Source organism: Pantoea sp. Cy-639 (assembly GCF_011752525.1).
GTDB lineage: Bacteria > Pseudomonadota > Gammaproteobacteria > Pseudomonadales > Pseudomonadaceae > Aquipseudomonas.
On record NZ_VWXI01000001.1, the window covers coordinates 402,127 to 424,793 of the forward strand.

Genomic DNA, 22,667 nt, shown 5'->3' on the forward strand with positions numbered 1-22,667 from the left:
ACATGTCCACTGTCACTTTTATCAGTTGCCGGAGTGCCGTCAAAGGATGAGAGTAAGTACAAGTTCGCAAGGCAAAACGCCTAGCCAGATTCACAGTTTCATCAGTATGCCCGCAAAAAGGCAAATATCCCCTGGCACGGTGAGCATGATACATCTCGATCCTGCCACACCGCCCATTAGCGTTCACTCAAAGATAAACTGGAGTCTCCCATGGGTCGTTTCACAGAAATGTTCAAGTATGGCTATAACAAAAGCGTGATCGAGAAAGCCATGCTAAAACATGGCGACAACATAAGGATTCAGAAAACTTACAATAACGCTAGTACATACTGGAGTGTGGACGACGAGGGAATTACGGCAGCCCAAGATAGTGAGCGAAAATACCCTAGACGCTTTGTATTCGACAAAACAGCATTGGGCAGAGCACATACAGAACTTCTACTGGCAATCGATGGCATCGCGACCGAGCGCATCACAGTGCATAGCTGCAATCCTAAAGCATACGAGAGATATGAGACCGTCTACAACGACCTGGTAGATGAATTTATAGAAGCGGGCGCAATTGAAAAATCAATTACAGATATACCGGCGCTCTCCAACAGCCATATTCCGGTACTTATTGAACTCAAGGAACCGGCCGAGCTCCACCAGGACACCAACAGCCATATTCCGGCACTTATTGAACTCAAGGAGCCGGCCGAATTCTACCAGGACACCGGAACCCATGACTATACCAGACCTGACCATCCACTCCCGGCCGAGCTTGGAAATTACAGTATCGTCGGCTACATGAGAGATATCAGTCCTTCCCTAGCGTATGTACAACATCTCAGTGTATCAACAGACGAGGCGTTCAGAGAAATCAAAAATGAATTCGCAAAAAAACACAGGCTGCTGAATTACTTCAAAGCGCCAGACGACGTTACAGCCATTACCGTGAAAGATATTCGCACGATCTATTCGCTGGAAAACATTGAGCTATTCAAACCAGCAATAGAAGCACGTAAAGCTGAAGCACGGGCACGTGATACCTTGGCAGCTGCACGTGATCAGCCTGACTCTGCCCCCACTGACGTAACTGCCTTTGTTCCCACCCCGTTTAATGACGCCCTGCCCTGCATGGTCGGTTTTGCAGAAGAACGAATTGGCATTCCAAGATGTGAGTGGACTTCGCCTTGCTACTTGTTGGCTGACAGAGATCTTGCATTGAACGAGGTCATACGTGTGTGGGCGGTTGGTAAGGATGACGGGCGCATATTGAAAATGGTTGCATTGACAGCCACAGCGGCCAACCGCACCAAAGATAAATGGCCGGCAGCCCTTGTTACAGCGATCCGTGACGATGACACGCTGGTCGACGATTCCAAATTACTTCATGGGGGCGTCATCAAGGGCACCACTTTCGAAGTAGGCACAGCGAGCTACTCCACGGCGGATTGCATCGCCGCGTCTTCCCGTGAGGATTACAACCGTCTATGGGTGTTTTCCACTCATGCGAGGCTATTTACCAATGCACCGTTCGCCGCTAATCAGGTGATGGCACACAATTTGGCGAGCGTCGATTTCCAAGCGGCACACCGCATGTGCGTTCAAGTACGTGACCGCATCAGTCAGGGTTTACTGGAATCAATTGTGGTTACCTTCGAGGCCGGTACTACTTCAACTGCTCGGGCCAGAGCGCTGTGCGAAGCGGTGATGCACAACAGTCAGATACTGCGGGCCGGCGTGCTGGAGGATAACGGTATCAGTATCACCCTGAACGATCAGGGGAACTCCCTGTGGATGCCACAGCTTTCGGATTTGTCGGTAACCGTAGATCCTGCGCCATGGGTAGTCCATGACAACTTCGCCGCATCGCGAGCACTCGCGGCGGATGAAGAATTGCGGATCCACATACATGATGATGTCACAGGCATGCAACTGACGGGTTCGCCGTTTATCTTCACGGCTGGCGCTGAAGAGCTTGATCAGTGCAAATGGCCGGTAGCCTTGGCCGAAAGACTGCAAGCATCACTGTTGGGCGACTATCTTGCCTTGGAGCTTGGGAAAGATAATGGCGCCTCCTCCGGGCAGTGGAAGTGTGCGGGGGTTCCATTGCGCATCTTGATGAGCGCGCCCCTCGAGGAAAGTAATGATCGGGTGCCGATGCTATCTCAAGATAGCCAACCTGATCAGCCCATTACAATTAACGAGCGGCTACTCCAGCTAGCAAGTTCAAAGAAAGAGTTCGACGCTGACGCTTTGAAGGCTGGATACTATACAAAGCCGGAAGTATTTACAGACTGGGGAATTACAGCAGCGCGCGACAGGCACTGGGAAGTCATTACGATTGAAGTGACGCTGCAAGATAATCGCACAGGGTATATTTGTTATCGATCGCAATTGAAATTCAAAGTGGGATACACCAATACATTCCAAGCGTTCACCCAAGCATTGATAAACGGCATGCGAAACAGTGGCCTTCCCGACGTGACCCTTGGAGATCACCCTTCACCTAGTAATGATGCTGAGAGCCCGGAGAAGACGATTACTTTGTGGCTACCTAAGAAACTTGGCATGACGGGCACCTTATGTTTACAGCCCCCCACAAAACTGACGAAATCGACTGGCAACTTTTTTCTGAATTTCACACATACCATCACACCCACCACAACATACTCTGAAAGTCCTTTTGATTACGAGAATTATCGAGACATCCATTACAGCGACTATCGCCTTGAAGGCATGAACATCAAGAGCCAAGACCTCTTAGCTCTAACCAAAGACAATATGCGCTACCCTAACTTGGTATCCGGCGGTACCGCGATATTATCTAACCGGTTGCTACAGTTAAATCTTGAACGGGAAGCGATAAGCGCAGGTGTACGCTTCACAACTATTGAAGCGCTAGCGGGAAGGGATACTTTATTTCTTTCATCCGCCTCCCACTCATCACCCTTAGCATCAGTGGGTGTAATCGGTGCCTACTTCACTACTGAATCCCCTTGGCATCGACCTTTTAAACGCGACCTGAAGACGCCACCAGACCACATAGCATCATTCAGTCCCGACAATACGCTTTGTGCCGACCGCTGCATGACCTTAGGAGCGCATGTCTACGATACAGGGGGCGCTCGGGACAATGGTGTAGACGAGAACACCGGCCTGTTCCATGCCCACTACCCACTCGCCACACTGAGGGGACTTGAGGGTAAAGGTCCCGAGCTGGACCTGACCCTGCACTATTCCGCAGTACGCGCCAATGAAGGGGCACTGGGTGACGGCTGGGCTTTTCGCTTCTCCTACTTCGACAATCGGCGCCGGGTATTGACGTTAAGCAGCGGCCACACGTTGACCTTGACCAAGGCACAAATGAAGTCACTGAGTGCCGACAAGACTAAATTCCTTGATCAGGACGGCTACCGTATAACGGCTGTCGAAGGTGACGAGCACGCATGGACCGCCCTGACTGTGCAGATGCCAGCAGGCTCCGACGCACGTCAGGAGGTGCTTCAGGTACCTGCAACCCATGACGGAAAAGAAGCGAGTGAAGCGTTCAAGACAAGTTATAAGAAAAAATTGCAGACGATCATCGCTAACCTGACGCAATGGATCGACAAGGAAAAGATTACAAACGATCAGATTGCAAACCTGAAAAAACAGCGCGAAACCTGGAAAGCGGAATTAGCGGAGATTGACCGCAAAGGCCTGGTGTTAGTGACATCGAGTATCCGCTCGCCACAAGGCGGGGAACTCAAGCTGGCATGGCAGGGCATTGAAGGGCATATCCGGCTGGACAGCATCACAGACGCTAGCACGGTACTGCTACGGGCCAATCATGGTTCCATAGCCCTGCAGGGCTCGTCGCAAAGCACATTCACTGTTTGGCCTGACACTCCTGAAGGCTACGAGGTAACACTGGACATCCGAAACTGCTTGCTGGAATCGATCAAGCGTCATCGTATCGGGCAGAAAAAAATACCAGAGCGCTATGTGCGCTTCGATTATGACCAGGACCCAGCGTTGGATCGAGTGCTTACCAGCATTGCTGAAGAAGATGGTTCGCTGGAAGTAGTGAGATACCAGTCTCGGGGGGAGTTGGCCCCACGTGTCGTAACGCACACGTTAGTTCCGGGCGCCGAACAACAATGCATCTCCCATCACTATGAATGGGAAGGCAAGTACGTAATCGAGCAGTTAAATAAACGGCAGCTGGTCAGTGTCGGAAAAGACGCTGGGCCTTTCGTCCTGACCACGTGGACCTTTAATGACGGAGTGCGAGTGGTGGATTCGATAATGGAAGAGCAGCCTGGCTCACGCCGCCGTACGACGCGTTTCACTTATCCAGCAACTGCCTCCGCGAATGATTACAAGTACTTGATACTGTCACGCCCCATCAGAACCGAAGTCACCTCCGAATCCCTTACCTCTAATTAAACCGCAGAGAACGCGCCATGACCGACAATGCCAAAGCACAGTCATCGAATGCCTCGCAGGTCGAAAGCACCTCGGCTGTTTATGACGAACGCGCTCTACCGACCTCGACCGTTACCAGCGATGGGCAGACGACTTGCATGCGTTACTACACCGAAGCGGATAGTTCGGCTAGCAATCGCGACAATCAGTTGCCCGTGATCAGTTCGCTGATCAGCGGCCTTAAACTTGCTGATGGAACACCGCTGGCGGCCGCAGCTGCGCTGGGGTGCCCGAAGATCATCGACCCACGCCAACCGCCGTTGATGGCCCGCCTGGAGTACCTGGCGTTCGATGGCACATCCACTTCGGCGGCGACCCTTACGCTCTGTGGCTATGCCCACGCAACCAAGGACGCACAGGGCCGGTTGATACCTGACACAGTGCTGGTGCTGGAGGGTGTCACGGTTGAAAGTATCGAGCCTCAGGCGAAGGATTGGGCGGTGTCGCTTGCCCAATCCTGGAGTGGCATCAAAGTTACGCTGATCCAGAGTCAAGCCAATACGGTCAGCGGAGCATTGCGAAGCATCACCCGGACAGCGACGACCTGGTACAAGGACAACACCGCTTGCAGCACTCAGAAAGTCACGGAAACCACTTATCCTGGAATACAGCCTAATACCTGGAAGGTCATCACCACGGCAACCTTGATCGCAGGCGGCGACGCCGTTCTCAGCCAGCAGATCCAGTCGTCGTTCAGTGGTCGGCTGCTGCGCGAGTCACACCAGGATGGTGAGGGTAAGCCTGTGCGTTTCTCCTGCCATAACTACGATACACGGGGCCGAGGAACACACAGTGTGACGTATCCGTACGATCAAGGTGCGTTCGATTCAGGAAATGTCAACCGGCTCAGGCATATCGAGGAACACCTCATTACCCGCTCAGAAACGGGTTCAGGCACCTGGCTGACGACCCTAAGCTTGAATAGCCGCCGGCAGCGCACCCTGTACGATGGCATGCAACGCGCAATCAGACGCGAAATGCAACGTGAGGCGAGTGACACCAGCGAGTTCGTTCTGCTGGAGGAAAGCACTTGGGAGCGGGGCGAGGCTCCTGTAAAGATCAAGGCTTACGATTTCCTGCCAGGCGGCCTTTGCACCCACAATGACAGGGAGCTCCAGGCACCCTCGCAACCGCGCCAGCATTTCTGGCAGGTGTATGCCGACCCTGTCGTTGAGAAGAACGCGAAGAATGAGCAGACACTCACCCACCAGTCGGTGCTAGGGCTCTTGCATGGCGGTGTCCAGCACAGCCTTCAGCAGCAGCAGGTGAACCATGCGGCAGGGTCCGTGACGTTGTCGTCTGCTGTGTGGAGCGGGCATGACAGCAGCAATGAGGCCAAGGCGCTGAGAACCGTGGAGATCATTGATGCCCGTGGGCGCAATGTTACGCTCACGCAGCATATACCGATGGAGGATGAAACGGTCAAGTCTCGGGAGTGGACCACGACCTGGGATGACTTGAACCGCCCGCTTTCGCGAACCCAGCCCGACGAGTCGGTAGTCACCTGGAGTTACCAGGGAATGAGCTCAGTACCGACAAGCGTCAGTATCAGGGCCAAGGGCAAGGAAAGCCAGGTGCTCGGCACCCAGACATTGCGGGGCGGCGGGAACCAGGGGGACAGCGTGACGGGCCTGGTCGTCGACGGAAAAAATGGGTTGGCTTACAGTAAGCAAGACGGAAGAATCACCGGGCCAGACGGCAAGAAACTCTACAGCAAAGAAACTGACAACAGAGTGGAGTGGTATGTAGAGGGCAAGGACGATAGTGCGGGTACGCTGCTGGCATCGTTTGAATATAACAGGCTGTCACAGTCTCTCAAATCCGAACGCCCGGCGCAGGGGGCCCAGCAGAGCAAAGTCACCAGTGAGGCCTTGACCCCGCTGCTGCTGGGAGGCTGGCACTTCGACCGCACTGTGCATGCCCAGCGGCAGCGGCAGGAAGCGTTGGTTTCTTTGCGCGGCCAGCTTCAGCGAGCGAAACATGCCAATGGCGTGACCAGTCGAGCTTGGAGTGGTCCGCAGGGGCAATGTAATCGCGTTGTCCGCGGCTCGCTTGAGTATTGGTATGAATACACAGCTTTGGGCCAATGCGAGCGGATGAGTGTACGTGACCTGAAAACAGGCAGAAACATGGCGGTGTCCTACACGTACGACAAGTTGGGTAATGAAGTTGAAAGGCAGTATAGGCTCGATGATCAGACCAAAGCACGGTATGTGCAGACATGGTCATCAATTGGCCAATTGCTGAGCAAAGCCCTGTTCCGCGATGGCCAATCCACGCCGGCTCGTACCGAGACATTTGTTTACTACACCAGTGTGAGCGGTACGCGTGATGAACTGCAAAAATGGACAGTCGAGGCTACCCCCGGTAATGAGATCAAGGACATTGAGGGGCAGCCAATCAAGGAACAGCGCTATAAGTACGATGTACTGGGCAACCTTACGGAATGCAGTACCACCCGCAAGAATGGTGATTTGGAGCTAGTGACCTATGCCTATGACAAAGATCATCCCACTCGTCGCACTCGGCAAAGTACCCAGCTGACGCCACACGGAGGTCAGGCGGGCACGGTTCGATCATTGAGTTACACCTACGATTCCCATGGTCAACTGACGTTCAACGAACGCGAGCAAACCCTTGCGTATTCGGACACCGGCAGGCTGCGCTCGGTCACCGGAAAGGATCAGGCCACGCCTTCAACCTATTACGAGTACGACGAGAACGACTGCTTAGTCAGCCAATGGATAGCCGCGGACAAGCAACGTCGTGTTCTTGCTTACGCGGGTGATGTGCTCTGTGGTGAAACCTGGCTCGACAAAGAGGGGAATGTTATCCGCACCCTGGCCTTGGATGAGCACGCTGGCCTGGTGAGCGAAAACCGCCAGGGAGCGGCAGAGACACAGCTGTTCATTCTTGGCGATCCGCAACAGGCAGGTGGCGACGAGTATTGGGTGGATGCCGATGGGGGCTGGCAGCGCCGATCGCTGGCGTTCACGCCTTGGGGAGAAGCGCCATTGGCCAGCATACAAGCGATGCAGAGTGGCCTGGGTCGTGACGGGCAACGGCTGGACCCATCGACCGGGTACTCTCATCTGGGCAATGGTTATCGTATCTATGATCCGCGTCACCGAGCGTTCTATCAGCGTGACAGCTGGACCCCGTTCGGCCCTGCCGGGATCAATGGTCATGCCTATGGCCCGGGTGCGGACCCTGTGAACTGGCATGATCCCAGCGGGCACATCATGCTCAGCCGACGTGATCAATCTGAAAGTCTGGCGCGGCTTGATAGGACAATCACGGAAACCCAGCCACCGGTGCATGAGGCCGCTCCCTGGTGGCAATGGCTTCTATTGGGGGTCTTTGTGGTAGTCGCTATTGCCGCGACCATCGCCACGTTTGGGTCTGCGGGACCGGTGATGGCCGGGATCGGTATGGCGCTCTGTACCGCGATCACGGTGGGTGGGGTCATCACTGCCGCAGGCATGGCCCAGCGCCAGAGCAATCCACGATTGTCCTCACGCCTGGAAGGGGCGGGACACATCGTGATGCTATTGGCTAGCCTTCCGGGGATGGCTGCCAGCTTGCCAGCGTTGCTTGCGGGAGTAGTGGTGGCCACTACGCTGGCTTCGGCAACACTGGATATTGCGAGGATGGCCGTGGAACAGGACAACCCGGAACTGGCAGAAAAACTTGGGTGGGCTTCATCCGCGTCGGGGATTGTCGGGGCGGTTACGACGCTGCCGTCCCTTGCGAAGGGAATCGCGCGATTACGGCTGGTTCGGAACGTTATTAATAAATTGAAGGGTACGCTCTCTAAAACTCCGAAACCGGTTGCTGCGCAAATCACGCGTGGAGGTAATAGGATTTACACATGGGACATGGGAGACATAGACAGCTATCAAACTCTAGGCAGATACAGTCGATTCTATACAGATATCCACAAAGGCCTTCCACGGTTGATCATAGAATCTCACGGCCAGCCAGGGCTAACCTATGTCGACGATCAATGGGTGACACCACGACAACTTAAAGCCACTCTCGAAGCTCAAGGCGTTGACCTTACCAGATTTAAATATTTCAAGTTGCACATGTGTCATTCTGCGGATGCTGCGGAGAACGGTGTTTCCTTTGCAGAAGAGTGGGCGCGACTGACCAAAACAACAACCAAGGGTTATCACGGCAGGATGACAATGGGGTTAACCATCGAGAGTGCCTCTGAGTTCCTTCCTGCCATGAACGAGCATGTCGGGGTGTATGCGCCTCATACTTATTCACAAATGGAAGCGATGCTAGGAAAAGAAGCGATCAATCGTTCGCTGAAACCAATTAAGGTTCAGTGGGTCAGAGATGCGAACGGTCGGATACTGCTAGAGCCTGGGACAGGAAAAGGCACATTGGTGCGCTATGAAAATTTCAAGTCTGCAACCTTTACATATGAAAACGGCTCCGTAAAATATAAATATAATCATATGTCAAATAGCGCTATTCTGAAGCGCTATCATAGCAACAAGGGAATTTATGAGGACCCTTACCGCTCGCCCTCTCCGGCAGAATATGAGGACTTTACTTAAGCGTCGCTTGATCATGCTAAAAGCAAGCGAGGTTACGAGACTTCATAACATTTATTCTATCTTCAGCACAGCGTGAACGGCGAAGTCTGGCCGTTCTCGCTGCGGAATAAGCGCTTGCTCGCAGAATCTTTTTATAAACAGCCGTTTTTGGGCGCCCGCCCAAGAACGGCTTACGCATCACCTGTTGTCCGTCAACATCGCCACCACGCTGCGTCCCAGGTTCTGGATTGTTAGCGCGGGGTGTGGGGCAGATCGTTATTTATATCGCTGTACGTGAAAGTCACATAACCAGTCTTGGGCACTCCGTCGTCGGTTTAGGTGTACGACGCCAGCACCGACAGGTTGCAGGTCAGAGTGGCCTTGCCTTCCGGTTCGAAACTGCGGCGGCTGGCTTCGTCAATCTACACGTGTTGTGAGTACCGGCCGGATCTACTGCAGTACGGTAGAGGTCCAGCAGATCATGCCGCTTGATGGCGCAGATTGAGTACTTGCCCAAGGCTGGAAGCACATCGTTGACGAAAATGCGCTCGATCTGCTCCAAAGTGCATTTGCCGGCCCTTCTTGAGCACGCCTCCATGGTTCACACCATACGCATACATCGCCTGAAAGGTGTTCTCCTCGTAACGCTCGACGCTCATCTCCAGCAACAAACCGCCACAGTCCAGGTACGGTTCCATGAACTAATTCCTGAACTAAAAAGTCCGGATGCCCATGGATCGAAGTGGATTTGCCAGAAACGAAAAAAGGCCCCGAAGGGCCTTATTTCTTGCCTTACCGAAATACTTCGTTAAGGCTAATTTGGAGCGGGAAACGAGACTCGAACTCGCGACCCCGACCTTGGCAAGGTCGTGCTCTACCAACTGAGCTATTCCCGCGTCGTGATGGGTGCCATTCTAGCGATTTCCAGAATGACGTCAACCCCTTGATTCAAAAAAACTTTTACTTCTGCTCCGAGCCTTCGCGCAAGTGCGGCCAGGCGGCCAGCAGGTAGTGCACCATCGACACCAGGGTCAGGCCAGCGGCAACCAGCAGCAGACCATAGCCCAGCACGACCCAGAAGCTCAGCACCGGCGGGTTGGCCAGCAGGATGACCAACGCCAGCATCTGCGCCGCAGTCTTCCACTTGCCCAGGTTGGACACCGCCACATGGGCACGGGCACCCAGCTCGGCCATCCACTCGCGCAATGCCGAGACCACGATCTCGCGACCGATGATCACCGCCGCCGGCAGCGTCAGCCAGAAGTTGGCATGCACCTGCACCAGCAACACCAGGGCCACGGCCACCATCAGCTTGTCGGCCACCGGGTCGAGAAAGGCGCCGAACGGCGTGCTCTGCTGCAACCGGCGAGCCAGGTAGCCATCCAGCCAATCGGTGGCGGCGGCGATGGCGAACACCGTGCTGGCAGCGGCGTAGCTCCAGTGATACGGCACGTAGAACAGCAGGATGAAGATCGGAATGAGCAGGACGCGTAGAACGGTGAGCAGGTTTGGAATATTCATCGGTACGACTGGCTGCGAGTTGAGCCTGGGATTCTACTCGCTATGCAGGCTGGCATAAATCGACTCGGCAAGCTTTTTACTGATTCCCGGCGCCTTGGCGATCTCGTCGATACTGGCGCGGTTGAGCTCCTGCAGGCCGCCGAAATGTTTCAGCAGGTCGCGCCGGCGCTTGGGCCCTACCCCGGCCACATCCTCCAGGCTCGAGGTGCGCCGAGCCTTGCCGCGACGCGCGCGGTGGCCAGTAATGGCAAAACGGTGGGCCTCGTCTCGGATCTGCTGGATCAGGTGCAACGCAGGCGAATCGCCCTTGAGGGTGAACTCATGAGCGACATCGTTCAGATAAAGGGTCTCGAAACCAGCCTTGCGGGTCACCCCCTTGGCCACGCCGAGCAGGGTGAGTTCGCTCAGGCCTAGTTCCTGCATCACGTCGCGGGCCATGTTCAACTGGCCCTTGCCGCCGTCCACCAGCAGCACATCGGGCAGCTTGCCCTCGCCCTCCTTGATGCGGCCATAACGGCGCATCAAGGCCTGGTGCATGGCGGCATAGTCGTCGCCGGCAGTGACGCCTTCGATGTTGAAGCGGCGGTAGTCGGACTTGAGCGGGCCCTCGGGGCCGAACACCACGCAACTGGCCACCGTGGCCTCGCCGCTGGAATGGCTGATGTCGTAGCACTCCAGGCGCTGCGGCACCTCATCCAGGCCAAGTACCTGGGCCAGCGCCTCGAACCGGGCCGCCATGTGCTGGCGATTAGCCAGGCGGGCATTGAGCGCCTGCTCGGCGTTGGTCACCGCCAATTGCTGCCAGCGCGCGCGGGTACCGCGCACCCGGTGACTGAAGGTCAACTCGCGACCGCGCAGGGTTTGCACGGCCTCGGCGATGGTCGCGAAGTCATCGTGGACCACGTTGACGATCAGTTCCCCCGGCAACTCGCGCTCGGCGTTGCCCAGGTAGTACTGGGACAGGAACGCGGCCATGACTTCGGACACGTCCTCCTCGATACCCACCTGCGGGAAGAAGTTCTTGCTGCCCAGCACCCGCCCGCCGCGCACGCTGATCAGGTGCACGCAGGCGCCGCCAGGGTTGACGAAGGCAGCCACCACATCGACGTCGCCGGAGCCACCTTCCATGTACTGCTGGTCCTGGACGCGGCGCAACAGGGCGATCTGGTCACGCAGCTCGGCGGCCTTCTCGAAATTCAGGGCCATGGCGGCCTTTTCCATCTCGGCGTTGAGCTCGTTGCCCAGTTGCTGGCTGCGTCCTTCGAGGAACATCACCGAGTGACGCACATCCTCGGCATACTCCGCCGCCTCCACCAGCCCCACGCACGGTCCCTTGCAGCGCTTGATCTGGTACTGCAGGCACGGCCGGGTGCGGTTGGCGTAGTAGCTGTCCTCGCACTGACGCACCGAGAAGGCTTTCTGCAACAGGCTCAAGCTCTCTCGAATGGCACCGGCGCTGGGATATGGACCGAAGTAGCGCCCCTTGGCTTTCTTGGCGCCACGGTGGATACCCAGGCGGGGAAACTCTCCGTCGGACAGGAACACATAGGGATAGGACTTATCGTCGCGCAACAGGATGTTGTAAGGCGGCCGCCATTCCTTGATCAGCGTCTGCTCAAGCAGCAGCGCCTCGGTCTCGTTGGCGGTGATAGTGGTTTCGACCTGGGCGATACGCCCGACCAGGGCAGCCGTCTTCGGCGCCAGGCCAGACTTGCGGAAATAGCTGGCCAGGCGTTTCTTGAGGTTCTTGGCCTTGCCCACGTAGAGCAGCCGGGCGTCGGCATCGAACATCCGGTACACGCCCGGGCGACCGCTGCAGGTCGCCAGGAACGCGCTTGCGTCAAAAGGTTGAGACATGAGGTGTATTTACAGACTTGCGTCGACCATACCGTGTCGGACCGCCAGCAATGTCAACTCGACGTCGCTGGTGACCGAGAGTTTTTCGAAGATTCGATAACGGTAAGTATTGACGGTCTTGGGGGACAGACACAACTTGTCGGAGATGATCTGCACCTTCTGGCAGCCGACGATCATGAGGGCGATCTGGATTTCCCGCTCCGACAGCGCATCGAACGGCGAGCCCTGGGGCTGGAACGACTTGAGCGCCAGTTGCTGGGCAATCTGCGGACTGATGTAGCGCTGACCGGCGAAGGCCAGACGAATGGCCTGGACCATCTCGTCGAGCCCGGCGCCCTTGGTCAGGTAACCGGCGGCCCCCGCCTGCAGCAACCGAGTGGGAAATGGATCTTCCTCGCACACGGTAACGGCGACCACCTTCGTGTCCGGATGACTGCGCAACAGCTTGCGCGTGGCTTCCAGACCACCAATCCCTGGCATCTTCACGTCCATCAGGACCACGTCCGGCTTCAGCTCGCGGGCAAGCTTGAGGGCGGACTCACCCGAGTCCGCCTCTCCCACCACCTGCAGGCCATCGATGTCGGCCAGCATGCGTGTGATGCCGGTACGCACCAGATCGTGATCGTCGACCACCAGGACCCTAATCAAGCAGACACCTCGTCAGTGGGCGATTGGATCCCGCCACCTTAACAAAATTTTTCACAACGAACCTAGCGCAAAGCGTCATGGAAATATGCCGGACGGTCGAGGCGTCGGATGCGCATGCCCTCGGAGTCCCCCACATCGCCGGCCAGGCGGTTGAGCAGGTGCCAGACGGCAGCCTGATCGGCCGGGGGCAAACGCCGAAACACGCCGAGCAGACGGTCTTCATTGGAGGTCAGGCTGTCCAGTGGTGCGGGGGTGTGTACCCCGCTCAGTACATACAGCGCGTCGACACCTCGAGCGGCGACGGCCGCCAGATAGTCCATGCGCGGCGTACGCTCGCCGCTCTCGTACTTGCCTTGGGCGTTGGGTTCCACCCCCCCGATATCACCGAATACACGCTGGGTCAGACCCAGGCGTTCGCGTTCCTCTCGTAACCGTGGACCGAATCCGCTCATCTGGTTGCCTCCTTTGCATGGATGGAAGACAGGTGCATCCAGCACCCGAGTGAATGTTTGCGCATTCGCTCGGCACTATGCCAATTGGATCCAATCCTTGCAAGCCATCATTGAGCCACACTTTCCGATTGACTTGCGGGACAACTCGTCAAGCCTTGTATTTAGGGGCCTATACGAGTTTTTGGGCGCTTCATTTTTTTCGCGCATGACGCTTTCGGCGACAGGGGGGCGCTCAAGACTGGCCTGGAATACAGCCCCCAGGCTGACGATAGGTGGCCGCGAACGGAAGAACCACGAAGTCCTCGCCGCAGACGTGCCAGGCACAAATCACCCCGCCGAAAACAGCAACTTTGCAAATTAAAAAGTGCAATAAAAACCCGAGAAAGCACTATCAAAAAGCCACTCAAAACACCAGAAAACCATCGAATTGACGCCATTTTATCGACACAAAGCGACAATACAATTTTTTGACGCCCAACCTTGTACAAACTTTATCTTTTTGATTTATAAGGATTTTTAAACTTCAACAACGCGATTGAAGTATTTTTTTAAAAAGCATCACTTGAACGCTTGCCGAACTAATAAAAAACTTCTTAGGATGTAAAAAGACTATCGAAAAGCAGCGCCCACACTAAGTAAAAGTGCGGCCTGCGCCTGCGCGTCTGCTATTTCAAAACTTCATGAACGGTGTATCTCGGCCGGCCTGTGCCGTGCCTGGGGAGAGGGATCTATGAACATCAGTATCTTCGGACTCGGCTATGTAGGAGCCGTCTGCGCCGGTTGCCTGTCGGCCCGTGGCCATCACGTGCAGGGCGTGGACGTGGACCAGGCCAGGATCGACATGATCAACCAGGGCCGTTCACCGATCGTCGAGCCCGGCCTGGAGGCGTTGCTGCTCGACGGCGTGCGCCAGGGGCGTCTGCGCGGCACCACCGATGTCCAGGCAGCGATCCTGGCCACCGACCTGTCGCTGATCTGCGTGGGTACGCCCAGCAAGCGCAACGGTGACCTCGACCTGACCTACATGGAAACGGTATGCCGCGAGATCGGCGCCGCCCTGCGCGACAAGGCCGCACGCCACACCGTGGTAGTGCGCAGCACCGTGCTGCCGGGCACGGTGAAGAACGTGGTCATCCCGCTGCTCGAAAGTACCTCGGGCAAGCAGGCCGGACGCGACTTCGGCGTGGCGGTCAACCCGGAGTTCCTGCGCGAGAGCACGGCGATCCAGGACTACGACTTCCCGGCCATGACCGTGATCGGTGAGCTGGACGCGGCCTCCGGCGACCTGCTCGCCTCGCTGTACCAAGGCCTCGACGCCCCGCTGATCCGCAAACCGATCGAGGTTGCCGAACTGATCAAGTACACCTGCAACGTCTGGCACGCCACCAAGGTCAGCTTCGCCAACGAAATCGGCAACATCGCCAAGGCTTCGGGGGTCGACGGCCGCGAGGTCATGGATGTGGTCTGCCAGGACCACAAGCTCAACCTGTCGCGCTACTACCTGCGCCCAGGCTTCGCCTTCGGCGGCTCATGCCTGCCCAAGGATGTGCGCGCCCTCACCTACCGCGCCGGCCAGCTGGACGTCGAGCACCCGCTGCTGGCATCGCTGATGCCCAGCAACCGCCACCAGGTACGTCGCGCCTTCGAACTGGTGACCCAGTCGGGCAAACGGCGCATTGCCCTGCTCGGCCTGGCCTTCAAGGCCGGCAGTGACGACCTGCGCGAAAGCCCGTTGCTGGCCCTTGCCGAACAGTTGATCGGCAAGGGCTACACGTTGCGCATCTTCGACGCCAACGTCGATCACGCACGGCGCTTCGGCGCCAACCGCGCCTACATCGAGCAACAGATCCCTCATGTCGCCGCGCTGCTGCGCAGCGACCTGGCACAGGTGATCGACGAGGCCGAGGTGATCGTGCTGGGCAACAACGACGAGCGCTTCATCCAGGCCCTGGACGCCGAGGGCGACCGACAGGTGATCGACCTGGTCGGTTTCATGGCCGCCGGCAGCGACGCCCGCCACCAGGGTATCTGCTGGTAGGCCCCCGACGCAGGTAGCCGCCCGGGCGGCTACCGGACACAGGAGTTTCAGTGACATGGATCGACAGCAACAGCGGCCCTTCGTGGCCCCGGGCCACCTGCGCCTGGCCGCCACCTCTTGCGCCTGGGCGCTGCTCGCCGCGCTGATCGCGCTGGTCGCGCAACTGGTCGGCCCGCAGTACCTGGACCCCGGCCATCACCTGTTCATCTTCCTCATCGGCACGCTGGGCATGTGGCGCTACGGCAACGCCATCGTCCACTACCTGCGCGGCATGTGGTTCCTGCACTGGCGGTTCCCGCGCCTGCGCCGCCAGGTCGAACGCCTCGGCGACGCGGCGCTGCCCTCGCACCTGTTCATGGTGGTGACCAGCTTCCGCATCCCTACCCACACCACGTTCAAGGTGTACCAGTCGGTGTTCCAGGAAGTGCAGCGGCTGCAGGTGCCATGCACGGTGATCGCCTCGATCGTCGAGAAAGGCGACGAGCAGTTCATCAAGGACATCATGCGCAACGAAGTGCGCGAACGCGACGACATCGACCTGGTGATCGTCCGTGCCCGCGGCACCGGCAAACGCGATGGCCTGGCCCACGCCTTCCGGGCGCTGTCTCGGCAGATGCCATTGGATGACGCCGTGGTCGGCGTGGTCGATGGCGACACCATGATGCTGCCTGGCTGCGTCGAGCGGGCGGTCAAGCTGTTCGCCCTGCTGCCGAATGTCGGCGGACTGACCACCAACGAATTCTGCGAGGTCGAAGGCAGCCGCTGGATGCGCCAGTGGCATTCGATGCGCTTCGTCCAGCGACACATCAACATGTGCTCGATGGCCCTGTCACATCGGGTGCTGACCCTCACCGGGCGGCTGTCGTTCTTCCGCGCCGGGGTGATGACCGACCCCGGTTTCATTCGCGACGTCGAGGCCGACTTCCTCGAGCACTGGCGCCTGGGTCGGTTCCAGTTCCTCACCGGCGACGATAAGTCCAGCTGGCTGAGCCTGATGCGCGCCGGCTGGGACACTTTCTACGTGCCCGACAGCCATACCCTGACCGTCGAGCACCCGCCCAGCGACAGCTTCTGGGTCGCCACCCGCCAGCTGATGTTCCGCTGGTACGGCAACTCGCTGCGCCAGAACCTGCGCGCCACCGCCCTGCTCGGCCGCGCCCGCCTGGGCCTGTTCACCTTGTACGTGCTGCTCGACCAGCGGGTGTCGATGTGGACCTGCCTGATGGGCCTGACCGCCTCGGTGGTGGCCGGACTGGTGTTCGGCATCCAGTACCTGCTGGTGTACCTGTTCTGGGTGCTGCTCTCGCGCAGCCTGGTGACGGTGCTGTTCGTCTTCGCCGGCCACCCGGTCAGCCCGATGTACCCATTCGTTCTCTATTACAACCAGATCGTCGGCTCGCTGATGAAGGTTTATGCCCTGTTCCACCTGGACCAGCAGCGCTGGACCCGGCAGCAGACCACCCTGGCCAACGGCAGCGTCGACTTCGACGCCCGTCTCAACCGCTGGTCCTCGAAGGCGATGCTGGGCTCGTCCATCGCGATCTTCTTCGGGGTCATCACCGTTCTTCTGGAACTCTCGCAACGTTAAGGAAAGGCGCCTGCACATGAGTACTTCGCACACCCCCGCGGCCACGGGCAAGACGCCGGCCAACATCGTCCATGAAGCGATCGACGAGCGCCAGCACGTGCGCACCCGGATGCATGCACGGGTGCGACTGTCCGGCCACGGACGCGAAGCGTTCGAGGCGGAGCTGGCGGACATTTCGCTGGGCGGCATCGGCCTGCGCCACGACGCGCCGCTGACCCTCGGCGCGCTGTACGACGCCTCGATCCAGTTGCGCCTGAACCAGGTCGACCTGTCGATCGACGGCAAGGTGCGCATCGTCTCCCAGCGCGGTCCCGAGGTCGGCGCCCAGTTCGTCGAGCTCGACACGCAGAAGCGCGACATCCTGCGCTATCTGATCAGCGCCTACCTGTCCGGCGAGGTCGCCGACATCAACGGCCTGTTCAACGTGATGCAGCGCGAGAACTACATCAAGGAGCGCAAGCACAAGCAGGCCCATGCGCGCACCCCTGGCGAGCGCCTCAAGGCGCTGGCCGGCACCGCGCTGTACACCGCCGCGGGCCTCGCCGCCCTGGGCTTCGTCGGCTACAAGGGCTACCTGCTGTTCTTCCGCGTCCCGGCCGTGCAAGCCACGGTGGCAGGCAACGCCCAGGTCATCAGCATGCCCGACAACGGCTACCTCAAGTTCCTGTTGCCTGCCGGCGCCACCGACGTACAGGCCGGCCAGCCGCTGGCGAGCATCTCCACCCAACTGGCCACCAGCTTCACCAGCCCCGCGGACATGAAGGCCCTGGCCGACCTCGCCCCCGGTGACCTGCAGGCACTGCTCGGCCGTGCGACGATCGAGACGGTGATCAACAGCCCCTGCGACTGCCGGGTGTACTACCCCACGCCGCCGCTCGACGGTTTCGGCTACAAGGCGGCCCCGCTGATGCACCTGCTGCCCAAGGACCAGGGGCTGTTCGTGCGTGCCAATGTGCCGTTCGACAAGCTCGCCGATGTCAGCCGCGTGCGCTCGGTGGACATGCAGGTGTTCGGCCTCGACCAGCATTTTGCCGGCACGGTGGTCGATGCCCGCTCCGACGAGGTCAACCGCAACCTGGCACTGACCATCCAGCCCGATCGCCCGCTGCCGGCGGCGGCCTACCAGAAGGCGGTGGCGGTCGACCTGTACCTGGGCCTGCCGTTCGGCAGCGGCAACTGAGGACGGGCCATGAACGCCAAGAACGTCCCGCGCCTGCTGCTGGCCGGCCTGGGCCTGGCCTGGGCCGGCAGCGCCTGCGCCGGCCAGAGCCTGGAGCAGGTGCGCTATGCGCTGTACAAGGACCCGAGCGCCGACGTCGGCGCCGACCTGCGCGCGCTCGCCGAGCGTGGCGACCTGGCCGCCAAGCAGTTGCTCGGCGACGTGCTGGCCGGCAGTGACGCTGCCAGCCGCCCGCAGATCATCCGCCTGTACCAGGAAGCCTTCGCCGACGGTCACGGGCAGATCCCCGCGCTGGCCTCGCTGGCACGCCTGCTCGACCGCACGCCGAACCTGCAACGCCGCTACCAGGCCTGGATGCGCCAGGCCCTGACCCGCTACCCCAACGACCTCGACCCACGCAGCACCAGTACCAGCCTCGAGGTGTTCCTGGTCTACCCGCAGCTGTTCGCCGGCAACCGCGCCGCCGAGCTGCTGGCCTTGTACGAACAGAGCTGCCTGCTCTACTGCCGCCCCGAACTGTTCCACGCCGTGGTCGCCGAGCGCCAGGGCGACCGCGTCGGCGCCGAGCGCTGGTACCAGCAGGCTGCGCGCATCGACCCGCGTGCCGTCGACCGTTACTACCGCTTTCTTGGCGCGCAGCAGGACAACGCGTTCCTCGCCTTCGCCCGCCGCCTGGAACCTGAAATGGCCAGCCTGCCGGTGGAGATCGTGCAACGCATCGGTGCCCTGGTGGACAACATCCATGCCGTCACCCGCGCCGAACTGGATGCCGAGCGCGAACAGCGCCTGGGCGATGCCATGGGCCCCAAGGTCGAGCCAACGCCCGAGCAGAAGGCCCGCGACCAGGCCAACGACAAGCTGCGCGCCGACGGCATCGCCGAGGCCCAGCGCTGGCTGGACCATGCCGTGGCTCGGGGCTACCTGCCGGCCCTGGTGTCCAAGGCCAACTTCATGATTTCCAATCCCACCGAGCACAACGCCGAGCAGACCCAGGCGCTGATCGCCCAGGTGCGGGCCAAGGAACCGACCCGGGCCAAGGCGCTGGAGGCATCGTTCTACATGGTCAACAACTGGCTGACCCTGGATCCGGAGAAGGCCCTGGGGTTGATCGACGAGCTGATCGACGCCCACTACCCCGAGGCCCAGTTGCTGCTGGGTGACCTGTACAGCAAGGGCGGCCTCGACCAGCCCGACCAGGAGCGCGCCCTGCGCATCTGGCAGCAACAGGCCGAGCAGGGTTCGACCGCTGCCTGGTACCGCATGGCCACCGTGCACCTGCGCGGCCGGGCGGTCTGTCACGACCCGGTCAAGGCCTACACCTATGCGCGCATCGCCCTGGACCTGGGCGAGACCCGCGCCCGCGGCCTGCTCAGGCGCCTGGACAAGACCCTGCCCAAGGATGACATCGCACGTGCCCTCGCGGCGCGGGGCGATCTGTTGAAGGAGGCTTCGCTGTGAAAGCGCATCATCCCCTGCTCGGTGCCCTGCTCGCCCTGGCGCCACTGTCGGCGGCGCTGGCCGCGGAGGAAGTCACCGGCCCCGAGGCCGACCAGAACGCGCCGGTACGCGTAACCGCCGACGGTGGCGAGCCGGTGATCACCTCGGAGTTCTTCAACAAGCTCACCGTGCAGACCGGCTACGGCCCCGAGGACTCCCAGGTCGGCCGTGACCGCACGAGCTTCTACAGCCTGCGCTACGAACCGTCGTTCGCCTGGTACTCGCCCGAGAAGCGCTGGGCCAGGTGGATGGTCTACGGCCGCCTGTGGCTGAACTACGACTCCAGCCAGTCAAGCAACCTGAACAGCGAATCGACCAACCCGAACACTCGCGAACAACCCGAAGGCTGGTACGCCGAACTGCGCGAGCTGTACGTCAAGCGCAACCTGATCGGCGACGACCCGCGCTTCTCGCTGTCGTTCGGCCGCCAGCGCTTCAACGACGACTATGGCATCTGGTGGGACGACAGCCTGGAGTCGGTGCGCTTCAACTACCAGGGCAGCTTCTCCGATGCCTTCCTCGCCGTCGGGCAGAAATTCCACAACTACAACACCGACGTCAACGCCCTGCCCGCCAGCGAAGAACGCACGCTCTACGTGATGGGCCAATACGCCTACCGCTGGAGCACCCACAACCAGGCCGGCCTGCGCCTGATGCACGAGAACGACCGCAGCGGCCACGACAGCGACGATCGCTACGACTTCAAGGGCCTGCGCTACGGCCTGTTCTTCAAGGGCGAGCACCTGCCACTGGACAGCGACTACCACCTGGAGCTGGCAGCGCTGGATGGCACGATGGACAACACCGCCAGCAACGGCGTCACCACCACTGGCCACGCCAGCCGTGGCTGGGCCGCCCTCGGCGAAGTCGGCACGCGCTTCGACAACCTGCCCTGGACCCCGCGGGTCGCCCTGCGCGGCGGCCTGACCGACAAGCCGGACGACGACAACGACGGTTTTCGCCTCAACCCGATCCAGTCCGACCGCATCACCCGCCAAGGCTCCTACAGCACGCGGCTGACCAGTTCGTTCGTCGCCCTCGACCTGCGCAACCTGAGCTACTACGGCATCGCCCTGGAAACCCGCCCGACCCCGCGCAGCGCACTGGACCTGCGCATCACCCAGCTCAACCTGCGCGACACCCAGGGCGCCCTGCCGATCCGCATGGCCGCCGATGCGCGGCGCCAAGCCACGCTCGAGGCAAGCCAGGGCCAGCGCAAGGGCGACAACGTCGGCCAGATGATCGACCTCAACTACTACTGGAAGATGTTCCCGGTAGCCCTCGACGGCAAGCGCCTGGACGTCAACACCCTGGTCAGCGCCAGCTACCTCAACGCCGGCAATGCCCTGAACACCGGTGACGACTACCAGCTGAGCGTCGGCGTCGTGATCAGCTACTAAGGACGGCCCAGCATGATCTTCGCTTCCAACGTGTTCCTGTTCCTCTACCTGCCGCTGTTCCTGGCCATCTACTACCTGGCCCGGCCGCAGTGGCGCTCGCTGGTGATCGTCGCCGCCAGCTACCTTTTCTATGCCTGGTGGCGCCCGGACTTCCTGCTGCTGTTCGTCGCCATCACCGCCTGGAACTACGGCCTCGGCCTGCTGATCAAGGCGCGCCTGGACGCCGACGACAAACGTCGCGCCCTGCGCCTGCTGTGGCTTGGCGTGGCCGGCAACCTGGCGACCCTGGGCTACTTCAAGTACGCCAACTTCGGCGCCGAGGTGCTGGCCCTGCTGCTGGCGCCGCTGGGTATCGACACCTGGACCCTGGAGAACATCTTCCTGCCGCTGGGCATCTCGTTCTACGTGTTCCACGCCCTGAGCTACATCGTCGACATCTACCGCAAGGAAGCCACGCCGACCCGCAGCTTCATCGACTTCGCCGCCTTCGTCGCACTGTTCCCGCACCTGGTGGCCGGGCCGATCCTGCGCTACAGCCAGCTGGCGCCGCAGCTGCGTCAGCGCAGCCACTCGCTGGAGCTGTTCTCCCTGGGCGCATGCCGCTTCATGCTCGGCTTCATCATGAAGGTGCTGATCGCCGACCGCCTGGCGCCGATCAACGTGCTGTTCGTCGGCGAGGGTACCTTGCAGTTCAGCGATGCCTGGTTCGGCCTGGTGGTCTCGACCTTGCAGCTGTATTTCGACTTCGCCGGCTACAGCCACATGGCACTGGGCCTGGCACTAATGATGGGCTTTCGCTTCCCGGAAAACTTCAACCAGCCCTATGTGTCGCAGAGCATCACCGAGTTCTGGTCACGCTGGCACATGACCCTGGCCCACTTCCTGCGCGACTACGTGTACCTGCCGCTGGTGCGCAAGCGTGTCGCCGGCGCGCTGCCGGCGCTGGTGTGGACCATGCTGCTGTCGGGGCTGTGGCACGGGGCGAGCTTCGCCTTCATCTGCTGGGGGCTGTTCTTCGGCATCGGCATGGTGCTCGAACGCAAGTTCGGCCTCGCCACCAAGCTCAACAGCCCGTACCGCCTGGGCCGCAACCTGCGCACCGCGCTGCTGATCATCCTCAGCATGCCGCTGTTCTTCACCATGGACCTGCGCCACAGCCTCGACATCTACCAGGCGCTACTGGGCTTCAACGGCTTCGGCTCGCTGGAGCTCTACGTGCTCGGCGCCTCGAAGATGGCCATGGCCTTCGCCCTGGTGGCACTGGTCTGGCTGCTGCTGGCCGGGATCAACAACGTGCGCTTCTACGCCGGCAACAAGGACGGCTACTTCATGGCCCGCGTGGGAGTGCTGCACAGCCTGCTGCTGTGGGGCGGCTTCCTGCTGGCACTGAGCAGCCTGGCGGCCAACTCGTTCTCGCCGTTCCTGTACTTCCAGTTCTAGGACCAGGCGCTGGCAGGGAACGCGTCGCTCGATGACCCAAC

Annotated in this window: 13 protein-coding genes and 1 tRNA gene; 8 read left to right on the forward strand and 6 right to left on the reverse strand. The window is 59.8% G+C overall.

Annotated features, from left to right (window positions below; translation table 11 throughout):
* Positions 1 to 210: 210 nt before the first annotated feature.
* A complete protein-coding gene (locus tag F3J43_RS01910) occupies positions 211 to 4,416 on the forward strand; it encodes a hypothetical protein (RefSeq protein ID WP_166883123.1) in 4,206 nt (1,401 codons plus the stop codon).
* Between the two features lie 17 nt (positions 4,417 to 4,433).
* Positions 4,434 to 9,026 (forward strand): RHS repeat-associated core domain-containing protein, encoded by a 4,593-nt coding sequence (locus F3J43_RS01915; RefSeq protein WP_166883124.1) that lies wholly within the window; start codon positions 4,434 to 4,436, stop codon positions 9,024 to 9,026.
* Positions 9,027 to 9,484: 458 nt separating this feature from the next.
* Here F3J43_RS01915 and F3J43_RS01920 read toward each other — a convergent pair whose 3' ends face one another.
* The 6 genes from F3J43_RS01920 to F3J43_RS01945 all read right to left on the reverse strand — a co-directional run bounded on the left by F3J43_RS01920 (position 9,485) and on the right by F3J43_RS01945 (position 13,483).
* Positions 9,485 to 9,703, reverse strand: coding sequence for a hypothetical protein (locus F3J43_RS01920; RefSeq protein ID WP_166883125.1), 219 nt, complete (start codon positions 9,701 to 9,703; stop codon positions 9,485 to 9,487).
* Positions 9,704 to 9,825: 122 nt separating this feature from the next.
* Positions 9,826 to 9,901, reverse strand: a tRNA-Gly gene (locus F3J43_RS01925).
* Positions 9,902 to 9,965: 64 nt separating this feature from the next.
* A complete protein-coding gene (pgsA, locus tag F3J43_RS01930; protein ID WP_166883126.1) occupies positions 9,966 to 10,526 on the reverse strand; it encodes a CDP-diacylglycerol--glycerol-3-phosphate 3-phosphatidyltransferase in 561 nt (186 codons plus the stop codon).
* 33 nt (positions 10,527 to 10,559) lie between these two features.
* Positions 10,560 to 12,383 (reverse strand): excinuclease ABC subunit UvrC, encoded by a 1,824-nt coding sequence (gene uvrC, locus F3J43_RS01935; RefSeq protein WP_166883127.1) that lies wholly within the window; start codon positions 12,381 to 12,383, stop codon positions 10,560 to 10,562.
* A 9-nt stretch (positions 12,384 to 12,392) separates the two neighbouring features.
* Positions 12,393 to 13,031: a response regulator transcription factor GacA gene (gene gacA / locus F3J43_RS01940; protein WP_023631421.1), complete on the reverse strand. Its 639-nt coding sequence runs from the start codon at positions 13,029 to 13,031 to the stop codon at positions 12,393 to 12,395.
* A 62-nt stretch (positions 13,032 to 13,093) separates the two neighbouring features.
* Complete coding sequence (locus F3J43_RS01945) at positions 13,094 to 13,483, reverse strand: helix-turn-helix domain-containing protein (protein WP_166883128.1); 390 nt, start codon at positions 13,481 to 13,483, stop codon at positions 13,094 to 13,096.
* 730 nt (positions 13,484 to 14,213) lie between these two features.
* Between F3J43_RS01945 and F3J43_RS01950 the strand changes: the two genes are divergently transcribed.
* From F3J43_RS01950 to F3J43_RS01975, 6 genes are read left to right on the forward strand one after another with little or no spacing between them, the layout of a single operon-like run.
* Positions 14,214 to 15,521: a nucleotide sugar dehydrogenase gene (locus F3J43_RS01950; protein WP_166883129.1), complete on the forward strand. Its 1,308-nt coding sequence runs from the start codon at positions 14,214 to 14,216 to the stop codon at positions 15,519 to 15,521.
* 55 nt (positions 15,522 to 15,576) lie between these two features.
* Entirely contained in the window at positions 15,577 to 17,109 is a 1,533-nt protein-coding gene (locus F3J43_RS01955; protein ID WP_205297572.1) for a glycosyltransferase, read from the forward strand.
* 16 nt (positions 17,110 to 17,125) lie between these two features.
* Complete coding sequence (locus F3J43_RS01960; RefSeq protein ID WP_166883130.1) at positions 17,126 to 18,289, forward strand: PilZ domain-containing protein; 1,164 nt, start codon at positions 17,126 to 17,128, stop codon at positions 18,287 to 18,289.
* A gap of 9 nt (positions 18,290 to 18,298) precedes the next feature.
* Positions 18,299 to 19,747, forward strand: a complete 1,449-nt coding sequence (locus F3J43_RS01965; protein WP_166883131.1) for an SEL1-like repeat protein — start codon at positions 18,299 to 18,301, stop codon at positions 19,745 to 19,747.
* Positions 19,744 to 21,186 (forward strand): alginate export family protein, encoded by a 1,443-nt coding sequence (locus F3J43_RS01970; protein WP_166883132.1) that lies wholly within the window; start codon positions 19,744 to 19,746, stop codon positions 21,184 to 21,186. The genes F3J43_RS01965 and F3J43_RS01970 overlap by 4 nt, the downstream gene beginning before the upstream one ends.
* A 12-nt stretch (positions 21,187 to 21,198) precedes the next feature.
* The gene (locus F3J43_RS01975; protein ID WP_166883133.1) at positions 21,199 to 22,626 is read left to right on the forward strand and encodes an MBOAT family O-acyltransferase; all 1,428 of its coding nucleotides are present in this window, start codon (positions 21,199 to 21,201) and stop codon (positions 22,624 to 22,626) included.
* Positions 22,627 to 22,667: the final 41 nt, after the last annotated feature.

What these genes read in the sequence shown, in the direction of transcription:
- F3J43_RS01910 (WP_166883123.1), top strand. Translation starts at nt 211, where the DNA reads ATGGGTCGTTTCACAGAAATGTTCAAGTATGGCTATAACAAAAGCGTG.
- F3J43_RS01915 (WP_166883124.1), top strand. Translation starts at nt 4,434, where the DNA reads ATGACCGACAATGCCAAAGCACAGTCATCGAATGCCTCGCAGGTCGAA.
- F3J43_RS01920 (WP_166883125.1), bottom strand. Translation starts at nt 9,703, where the DNA reads ATGGAACCGTACCTGGACTGTGGCGGTTTGTTGCTGGAGATGAGCGTC.
- pgsA (WP_166883126.1), bottom strand. Translation starts at nt 10,526, where the DNA reads ATGAATATTCCAAACCTGCTCACCGTTCTACGCGTCCTGCTCATTCCG.
- uvrC (WP_166883127.1), bottom strand. Translation starts at nt 12,383, where the DNA reads ATGTCTCAACCTTTTGACGCAAGCGCGTTCCTGGCGACCTGCAGCGGT.
- F3J43_RS01945 (WP_166883128.1), bottom strand. Translation starts at nt 13,483, where the DNA reads ATGAGCGGATTCGGTCCACGGTTACGAGAGGAACGCGAACGCCTGGGT.
- F3J43_RS01950 (WP_166883129.1), top strand. Translation starts at nt 14,214, where the DNA reads ATGAACATCAGTATCTTCGGACTCGGCTATGTAGGAGCCGTCTGCGCC.
- F3J43_RS01955 (WP_205297572.1), top strand. Translation starts at nt 15,577, where the DNA reads ATGGATCGACAGCAACAGCGGCCCTTCGTGGCCCCGGGCCACCTGCGC.
- F3J43_RS01960 (WP_166883130.1), top strand. Translation starts at nt 17,126, where the DNA reads ATGAGTACTTCGCACACCCCCGCGGCCACGGGCAAGACGCCGGCCAAC.
- F3J43_RS01965 (WP_166883131.1), top strand. Translation starts at nt 18,299, where the DNA reads ATGAACGCCAAGAACGTCCCGCGCCTGCTGCTGGCCGGCCTGGGCCTG.
- F3J43_RS01975 (WP_166883133.1), top strand. Translation starts at nt 21,199, where the DNA reads ATGATCTTCGCTTCCAACGTGTTCCTGTTCCTCTACCTGCCGCTGTTC.